At 70.9% G+C, this 7790-nt stretch carries 9 protein-coding genes; 3 read left to right on the top strand and 6 right to left on the bottom strand.

The annotated features are described in order from the left end of the window. Nucleotides 1-348: Fur family transcriptional regulator (locus tag KBX53_RS14945; RefSeq protein ID WP_210859881.1), on the bottom strand; the 348-nt coding region annotated here is incomplete at its 3' end. Between the two features lie 199 nt (nt 349-547). Between KBX53_RS14945 and KBX53_RS14950 the strand changes: the two genes are divergently transcribed. Together KBX53_RS14950 and KBX53_RS14955 are read left to right on the top strand one after the other, a co-directional pair. Beyond that, complete coding sequence (locus tag KBX53_RS14950; protein ID WP_030337686.1) at nt 548-955, top strand: YciI family protein; 408 nt, start codon at nt 548-550, stop codon at nt 953-955. Between the two features lie 8 nt (nt 956-963). After that, a complete protein-coding gene (locus KBX53_RS14955) occupies nt 964-2109 on the top strand; it encodes an RNA polymerase sigma factor (protein WP_210859883.1) in 1146 nt (381 codons plus the stop codon). A 351-nt stretch (nt 2110-2460) separates the two neighbouring features. Here the strand turns inward: KBX53_RS14955 and KBX53_RS36850 are convergent, their stop codons facing one another. Then, a complete protein-coding gene (locus KBX53_RS36850; protein ID WP_256443362.1) occupies nt 2461-2583 on the bottom strand; it encodes a hypothetical protein in 123 nt (40 codons plus the stop codon). Between KBX53_RS36850 and KBX53_RS14960 the strand changes: the two genes are divergently transcribed. Continuing rightward, entirely contained in the window at nt 2540-3559 is a 1020-nt protein-coding gene (locus KBX53_RS14960; RefSeq protein WP_210859866.1) for a glycoside hydrolase family 11 protein, read from the top strand. The two genes, KBX53_RS36850 and KBX53_RS14960, sit on opposite strands and share 44 nt — an antisense overlap. Before the next feature lie 126 nt (nt 3560-3685). On the opposite strand, the gene KBX53_RS14965 is transcribed toward KBX53_RS14960, so the two are convergent. The 4 genes from KBX53_RS14965 to KBX53_RS14980 form a co-directional block, all read right to left on the bottom strand. Further along, on the bottom strand, nt 3686-5113 hold the full coding sequence (locus KBX53_RS14965) for a protein kinase (RefSeq protein ID WP_307857952.1): 1428 nt from the start codon (nt 5111-5113) through the stop codon (nt 3686-3688). 153 nt (nt 5114-5266) lie between these two features. Then, nucleotides 5267-6160, bottom strand: coding sequence for an SGNH/GDSL hydrolase family protein (locus KBX53_RS14970; RefSeq protein ID WP_210859870.1), 894 nt, complete (start codon nt 6158-6160; stop codon nt 5267-5269). An 84-nt stretch (nt 6161-6244) separates the two neighbouring features. Further along, on the bottom strand, nt 6245-6958 hold the full coding sequence (locus KBX53_RS14975) for a hypothetical protein (protein ID WP_210859877.1): 714 nt from the start codon (nt 6956-6958) through the stop codon (nt 6245-6247). Between the two features lie 61 nt (nt 6959-7019). Continuing rightward, entirely contained in the window at nt 7020-7634 is a 615-nt protein-coding gene (locus KBX53_RS14980; protein ID WP_210859879.1) for a dihydrofolate reductase family protein, read from the bottom strand. Nucleotides 7635-7790 lie beyond the last annotated feature (156 nt).

Genomic DNA, 7790 nt, shown 5'->3' on the forward strand with positions numbered 1-7790 from the left:
GTCGCCCGAGGCGGTGAGACAGGGGGCGTGACCGACGGCGCAGTCGACGTCGGCGATGGTGCCGCAGGAGCGGCACACGACATGGTGGTGATTGTCCGCGACCCGGGACTCGTAGCGGGCGGTCGCCCCGGCGGGCTGGATGCGCCGCACCAGCCCGGCGTCGGTGAGCACGCGCAGCACGTCGTACACCGCCTGGTGGGAGACCGTGGGGTGACCCGCCCGGACCAGCGAGATCACCGCCTCGGTGCCGATGTGCGGGTGGTCGCGCAGCGCCGCGAGCACCGCCAACCGGGGCCGGGTCACGCGCAACGAGACAGCCCGCAGCTGCGCCTCGAAGTCGGACATCACGGGTACGAACACTAGCTCACTTTTTTGGAACGAATCAAGTTTTGGGCCCACCCGAGGTACCCCAACGGCGGACGATTCACCCGAGGTTAACCTGCGGGGGAAGAAAAAGCGGACAGCCATGTCGAGAAGTCCCGACCGGCTCCGTCCCCGGGGTGAACGTGACCACGATGGGTCGCAGCCAGCTTCAAGGAGCATCACGATGGCCAAGTACCTGCTGCTCAAGCACTACCGGGGCGGCCCGGCGGCGGTGCACGACGTGCCGATGGACCAGTGGACGCCGGCGGAGATCTCCGCCCACATGCAGTACATGCGCGACTTCGCGGCCCGGCTCGAGGCAACCGGCGAGTTCGTCGACGGCCAGGCACTCGCCCCCGAGGGCACGTTCGTCCGGTACGACGGCCCGGGCCGACCGCCGGTCACCGACGGCCCGTTCGCCGAGACCAAGGATCTCATCGCCGGCTGGATGGTGATCGACGTCGACAGCTACGACCGGGCGGTCGAGCTGGCCGGGGAGTTGTCGGCCGCTCCCGGTGCCGGCGGCAAGCCGATCCACGAGTGGCTGGAGCTGCGCCCGTTCCTGAGCGAGCCGCCGACCATCACGGAGTGACAACTCCGATGGACGAGACGCTGCTGCGCAACCTCACGCCGAGCGTCCTCGGGATCCTCGTCCGCCGCGGAATCGACTTCGCGGCGGCCGAGGACGCCGTGCAGGACGCCCTGGTCGAGGCGGTCCGCGTCTGGCCGGTCGACCCGCCGCGCGACCCGTTGGGCTGGCTGACCACTGTGGCGTGGCGGCGGTTCCTCGACGCGGCCCGAGCCGACGCCGCTCGCCGTCGGCGTGAGGATCTCGTCGACGAGGAGCCGGCGCCGGGGCCCGCCCCCACCATGGACGACACCCTTGCGCTCTACTTCCTCTGCGCCCACCCGTCGCTGACGGCGTCGTCGGCGGTAGCACTCACGCTGCGCGCCGTCGGCGGCTTGACCACCCGCCAGATCGCGCACGCCTACCTGGTGCCCGAGGCGACCATGGCGCAGCGCATCAGCCGGGCGAAACGCACCGTCTCCGGGCTGCGGTTCGACCGACCCGGTGACGTCGCCACCGTGCTCCGCGTCCTCTACCTGGTCTTCAACGAGGGCTACTCCGGTGACGTGGACCTCGCCGCCGAGGCCATCCGGCTCACCCGACAGCTCGCGGCCGCGATCGACCACCCCGAGGTGGCGGGGCTGCTCGCCCTCATGCTGTTGCACCACGCCCGCCGCGCCGCCCGTACCGCGCCCGACGGCACCCTCGTGCCCCTCGCCGAGCAGGACCGCGGCCGCTGGGACACCCGGTTGATCGCCGAGGGCGTCGAGATCCTCCAGGCGGCCCTGGCCCGCGACCAACTGGGCGAGTTCCAGGCCCAGGCCGCCATCGCGGCGCTGCACGCCGACGCGCCCACCGCCGCCGAGACCGACTGGGTGCAGATCGTGGAGTGGTACGACGAACTCGTGCGCCTGACCGACAACCCGGTCGTCCGACTCAACCGGGCGGTGGCGGTCGGTGAGGCCGACGGTCCCCGGGCCGGCCTGAGGGCTCTCGCGGCGCTGGACGACACACTGCCCCGGTACACGGCGGTGGCGGCGTACCTGCACGAGCGCGACGGCGACCTGGCGACGGCGGCGCGGCGGTACGCCGAGGCGGCCCGGCAGGCCCCCAACCTCGCCGAACGCGACCACCTGACCCGGCAGGCCGCCCGGCTCAACGCGCTCGGGCGTCGCTGACCGGTCGCACCAGCGGTCGTTGTCCGCACCATCTGCCACTGTCGGCGCACGAGATCCGGAAAGTCTCCGGAACTTTCAGCGATCTTCGGCCGAGCCCTCGCTCCGCCACTGGGAACGTCCGATGACCACCCTGCGCTCTGATCCACTACTGACCTGGATGAATGTGGAATCAGCGACGACGGCTGTGTTGCCATTGTGTTTCCGAAAATTGTTGACAAGCCGTGGACCGGGTCATACGGTCGCCATCGACGGCGCTCAATCGTCGTCAGCACCAAACCACCGCGACCCACTTCTCCGGTCGTCGTGCAGGACGACCGGCCCCACCACCAGAGCGGTATGACGCCGTGGCCCTTACCCGACCACCGGCAGCCTGCCGAGGCGTACCGCGCCGCTGGCCCCCCGCCAGCCGTCACGAGGAGGCAACAGTTCCATGACCGACACCAGCCACACCAGACCGAGAAGTCGCGGCCGCATGCGGTTGCTCCTCGGCGCCGCATGCACCGCCGTCCTGGCCGTCGCCGGCACGATGACGGCCACGAATGCGTACGCCGAGGCCGACCGGACGCTCACCTCGAACCTCACCGGCACGCACAACGGGTACTACTTCTCGTTCTGGAAGGACAGCGGCAACGCCAGCATGACGCTGCGCGCCGACGGCCGGTACACCAGCAGTTGGGACCGGAGCACCAACAACTGGGTCGGCGGCAAGGGTTGGGCCACCGGCAACCGACGGACGGTCAGCTACTCGGGCAGCTACAACCCGGGCAACAACAACACCTACCTCGCCCTGTACGGGTGGACCCGCAACCCGCTGGTCGAGTACTACGTGGTGGAGAACTTCGGCAGCTACAACCCGAGCAGCGGCGCCCAGCGGTTGGGCACTGTCACCACCGACGGCGGCACCTACGACATCCTCCGCAGCCAGCGGGTCAACGCCCCGTCGATCGACGGCACCCAGACGTTCTACCAGTACTGGAGCGTCCGCCAGCAGAAGCGCTCCAGCGGCACCATCACCACCGCCAACCACTTCGACGGCTGGGCCCGCGCCGGCCTGAACCTCGGCAACCACAGCTACCAGATCATGGCCACCGAGGGTTACCAGAGCAGCGGCAGCTCCGACATCACCGTCCGGGAGGGCGGTAGCGGCAACCCGACGTCCGGGCCCACCACCGGCAACCCGGGGACCGGCAACTGCACCGCGACGCTCTCCGCCGGCCAGCAGTGGGGTGACCGGTTCAACCTCAACGTCGCGGTCAGTGGCACCAACAACTGGGTCGTCAGCCTCGGCCTCGGTGGCGGCCAGAGCATCCAGAACAGCTGGAACGCCGCGGTGAACGGCAACAGTGGCACTGTCACCGCGACGCCGAACGGCAACGGCAACAACTTCGGTGTGACGATCATGGCCAACGGCAACTGGACCTGGCCGACGGTCACCTGTCGTACCAGTTGACGCTGAGCACCACCTGACACCACCTCTGGCGTGGCGGCCCCGGCCCCCACGCCAGAGATGTAACCGGCCGCCACGCCTCGACGGTCCCGACGGGCGCGCCCCGGCCGTGACAGTCGCCGCCGTCCGCTAGGCCTGCGGCGCGGCGCTCTCGCCGGCCACCGTCTCCCGCTCCGGCGATTGCTCAGTGTCGTCGGATTCCTCGCTGTCGGCCGCTGGTGCCTCGGTCGGCGCCACCGAGGATGGCGCCGTTGTTCCACCGGTCGGGTCGGTCGTCGGCTCCGCATCGGGGCTCTCGGAGGTGGTGGGTCCGGGCGCGTCCGAGGTGCTCGTGCTGGAGGGTGTCGGTCGGCCCGCCGCCCCGTCGCCCGCCGAACGGCTGGGCGTCGGCGACCCGGGCGCACGCACCGGCACGCCTGCTGAACCGCGGTTGGCCGGTTCACCGCCGCCGGCGCCGGGCCCGGGCTCCTGCTGCGCGGGCGCCGTTGGCGACACCGAGGACGGCGCTCCGGGCGGCGTCGACGATCGCCCGGCCGGGCCCGGCATCATGCCGGTGGGATCGGCGAACACCAGGACGGCAGCCGCGGCGGCCATCGATCCGAGAAGCACCGCGAGCACCTTCGGCCCGGGACCCCCCGACCGCTTCGCCGCGCCGCCGGCAACCGAGCGCCGGGCCGGGAAGCGCCCGGCCGCCGCCGCGACCGGCGCGCCGACGGCCGTCCGCACCAACTCATCGGACGGCTCCGCGAGCGTCTGCGCGGCGGTGGCCATCGCCGCCGCCGTCGGGAAACGGCGGGTCGGCTCCTTGGCCATCGCGGTGGCGACCAGGCGCTGGACCTCCGCCGGAACGTCCTCCGGCAGCGCCGGTGGCTCCTCCTCGAGATGGCGCAGCGCCACCGCGACGGCGTGCTCGCCCTGGTGCGGGGGCCTACCGGCGAGGCAGTGGTAGACGACCGCACCGAGCGCGTAGATGTCGATCGCCGAGGTGGTCTCGTTCCTGGTGATCTGCTCGGGGGCCATGTAGTGGGCGGTGCCGACGACCTGGTTCGTGCCGGTCAGGCTCGCCGCCTCCGGCGTCACCGCGACGCCGAAGTCGACGAGTACGACGTGCCCGTCCGGCTCGATGATCAGGTTGCTGGGCTTCACGTCCCGGTGCACGAGGCCGGCGTCGTGTGCGGCCTGAAGCGCGCGGGCGGTCTGCGCGGCGATCGACATCGTCTCGGCCACCCCCAGCCGACCGACCTCGGCGATCCGCTCCGACAGGGGTTGTCCCTGCACACACTCCATCACGATGTACGCGAGGACCGGCGCGTCGGCCTGGGACACCTCGCCGTAGTCGTAGACCTGGGCCACGCCCGGGTGACGCAGGGCCGCCATGGCCCGCGCCTCGCGGCGGAAGCGCTCGCCGAAGCCGGCGTCGGCGACCAGCCGAGGTTGCAGCATCTTGACCGCCACGCAGCGGTCCAGGGTGTCGTCGACCGCCCGCCAGACGTCACCCATCCCACCGCTGGCGATGCTCTCGACCAGGCGGTAACGGCCTCCGATGACTTGCCCCACGCTCGGCATGACACGTTCGGTACCCCGGACTGCGCGATCTCAAGCACCGCGACGTCGCCTCGGGTGGTGGTGCCGCGTCGGGAAGCACCGTCAGCGCCGACGGTGCTGCGCCGGCCCCGCCGTTTCCGACGGGGCCGGCTCAACCGGGTCCGGTCAGCTGTTCAGCCTGGCCAGCAGGGCGGTGGCCATGCCCTGCTCACCCCGGGCGTTGGGGTGGAACGGCGCGGCCGAGTTCTGCGGCACCAGACCCTCGACCCACCGGGTGCCGCTGCTCTTGCACGCGTCGCGGCCGATCGACGGGGTGTAGACATCGGCGTAGGTGGCGCCGTTGGCGCTCGCGGCGCTGGCCAGCATGGCGTTGAGCGACTTCTCGATGCCACGCAGGTACGGCACGTCCTGGTAGGCGATCGGGACGACCGGCCAGCAGCCGTAACCGGTGTCCGGCAGGATCGCCGGGTAACCGAGCACCACCACCCGCGCGTTCGGGGCGGCCCGCCGGACCGCCTGCAGCACGGCGGTGACCTTCGGCGTGGCGGCGACGATCCGCGCCTGCAACTGGTCGACCCCTCCGGCGGTGTACCGGTTCTTGCACGGCGAGCCGAGCGGGCTGCTGACGCTGGCCTCCGCACAGTCGCCGATGATGCCGGCGAAGCCGATGTCGTTGCCCCCGATCTGCACCGTCACCAGCGAGGTGTTCGAGGTGACCGCGTTGAGCTGCGGCGGCAGCGTGATGCCCAGTGCGCCACTACCGCCGTAGAGGATGTCGTCGGTGGTGGCGCCGGAGCAGCTCACGTCGGCGAACGACGACGAGCCGGCGGACGCCGCCACCAGCGACGGGTAGTTGCGGTTGGACCGCAGACAGTTGAGGTCGATCTGGGTGGGGACCAGCGGGCCTGAGGTGTACGAGTCGCCCAGCGCGACGTAACGGCCGGTGGGCACGGCCGCGCTGGCGGGGGTGGCGACGGTGAGCAGCACACCGGCGGTGGCGAGGGCGAGGGCGGCCAACCGGGTGGCTGCCCGCATCCGGGGCAGGCGGGGACGGGTCATGGAGGCTCCCAGGAGGGGATCAGGGGTGGTGGTGCCCGAGATCCTGTCGCCGCCGACCGCCCCCGTCAATATCGATCGGCCTCACTAAACACCCGTCCGGAGTGTGGGATGAATCGGTAGCCGCCAATCCAGCGGCGCATACCATCGGGCACCGGTGACCCGGATCCGCCGGGACTGCTTACGGTTCCACTCCACCCGCATGCCGTGCTTGCGGAGCACCGGAAACGCGACCTCGTCCAGCAGTCGTTCCAGGTCGGCCTGGTAGCTGGCCTGCTGCTCGGCCTCCGACAGGGCGGCATAGGCGACCTCGTCGAAGTCGGCAGCGGGATAGACGCCGTAGCCGAGGTAGACCTCGCCGTCCTCGCTTGCGATCAGCGACTCCGTGTCCTGCTGGTGGTACCAGAGGAACCCGTGCCAGTGGCGGGAGTCGTCCCGCTCGTCGTGGATCTCGGCGCTCGCGCAGGTGCCGCAGCAACTGAAGTCCTCCCGGGCCAACACCCCCAGCTCATTGAGCTCGGCGAAGGCACGGGTGAGGTGGCCGCGCACCTCACCCCACCCGCGCTGCTGCTCCCGCCGAACCGCCAACGCCGCCTCGTACGCCGTCCTGAGGTCGTCGTCGGTGGCACCGCACCGCTCGTCGGGGTCGTCGAAGACGTCGACGAACTCGTCCGGGTCGCTCTCACCCCGCACCACCCAGCCCCACAGCTCGTCGTCGACGGCGGTGCGACCCGGCTCGGGGACCCGATCGGTGAGGAACCTGACGCCCTCGGGGCGGTCGTTGTACGTCCACTCAGTCACGACGAGATTTTCACATGGGCGTACGACTATCCCGGTCCGCGAGCGACCGGCCAGGAACGCCCTAGTTGCCGGCCGACACCTGATCCTTGACCTCGTCGTAGCCGACCGGCGTCGGCGCCGTGCCCGGGGCGTAGATCACGCGGAGGACCCCGGTCGGGAACGCCTCCGAAGCCACGAGCCGCAGGTGGTACGCCGCCTCGCCCTCGTCGAACAGCCTGCGGCCCTTGCGCGCGGCCACCGGGTGCACCAGCAGGCGCAGTTCGTCGACCAGGCCCGCGGCCAGCAGTTGCTGCACCACCGAGATCGACCCCGGGATGAGGATGCCCCGGACGCCGGCATCGGCCTTGAGCGCGCTGACGGCGTCGAGGAGGTCCCCGTTGATCAGCTCCGAGTTGCGCCAGGAGAACTCCAGCGACTGACGCGAGACGACGACCTTGCGCATGTCGCCGAGTTGCTTGGCGAACGGTGCGTCGTCACCACCGGCGGCCTCCCGGCCGGGCCAGGCCCCGGCGAAGCTGTCGTACGTCTCGCGGCCGATGAGCAGCACGTCGGCGGTGTCGTAGTCCTCGGTGACGGCGCGTCCCATGTTCTCGTCGAAGTACGGGAAGTGCCAGTCAGGGTCGATCTCGGCCACGCCGTCGGCCGAGATGAACAGCGTGGAGATGACCTTTGCCATCGCGGGGGATCCCTTCGCGTCGGTGATGTCGACCGGCGCATCGTCCCAAACTCGTCCGCCACCGACAGCCCCGATGACGCGTGTCGTATCCCGTCTTTTTGTCAGCCGGACGTCACGGGAGCGAGCCAGTGCCACGTTTCGAGCAGCTTCGACTGC

It is taken from the genome of Micromonospora sp. M51, assembly GCF_018070305.1.
Taxonomy (GTDB): domain Bacteria; phylum Actinomycetota; class Actinomycetes; order Mycobacteriales; family Micromonosporaceae; genus Micromonospora; species Micromonospora parva.

What these genes read in the sequence shown, in the direction of transcription:
- KBX53_RS14950 (WP_030337686.1), top strand. Translation starts at nt 548, where the DNA reads ATGGCCAAGTACCTGCTGCTCAAGCACTACCGGGGCGGCCCGGCGGCG.
- KBX53_RS14955 (WP_210859883.1), top strand. Translation starts at nt 964, where the DNA reads ATGGACGAGACGCTGCTGCGCAACCTCACGCCGAGCGTCCTCGGGATC.
- KBX53_RS14960 (WP_210859866.1), top strand. Translation starts at nt 2,540, where the DNA reads ATGACCGACACCAGCCACACCAGACCGAGAAGTCGCGGCCGCATGCGG.
- KBX53_RS36850 (WP_256443362.1), bottom strand. Translation starts at nt 2,583, where the DNA reads ATGCGGCCGCGACTTCTCGGTCTGGTGTGGCTGGTGTCGGTCATGGAA.
- KBX53_RS14970 (WP_210859870.1), bottom strand. Translation starts at nt 6,160, where the DNA reads ATGACCCGTCCCCGCCTGCCCCGGATGCGGGCAGCCACCCGGTTGGCC.
- KBX53_RS14980 (WP_210859879.1), bottom strand. Translation starts at nt 7,634, where the DNA reads ATGGCAAAGGTCATCTCCACGCTGTTCATCTCGGCCGACGGCGTGGCC.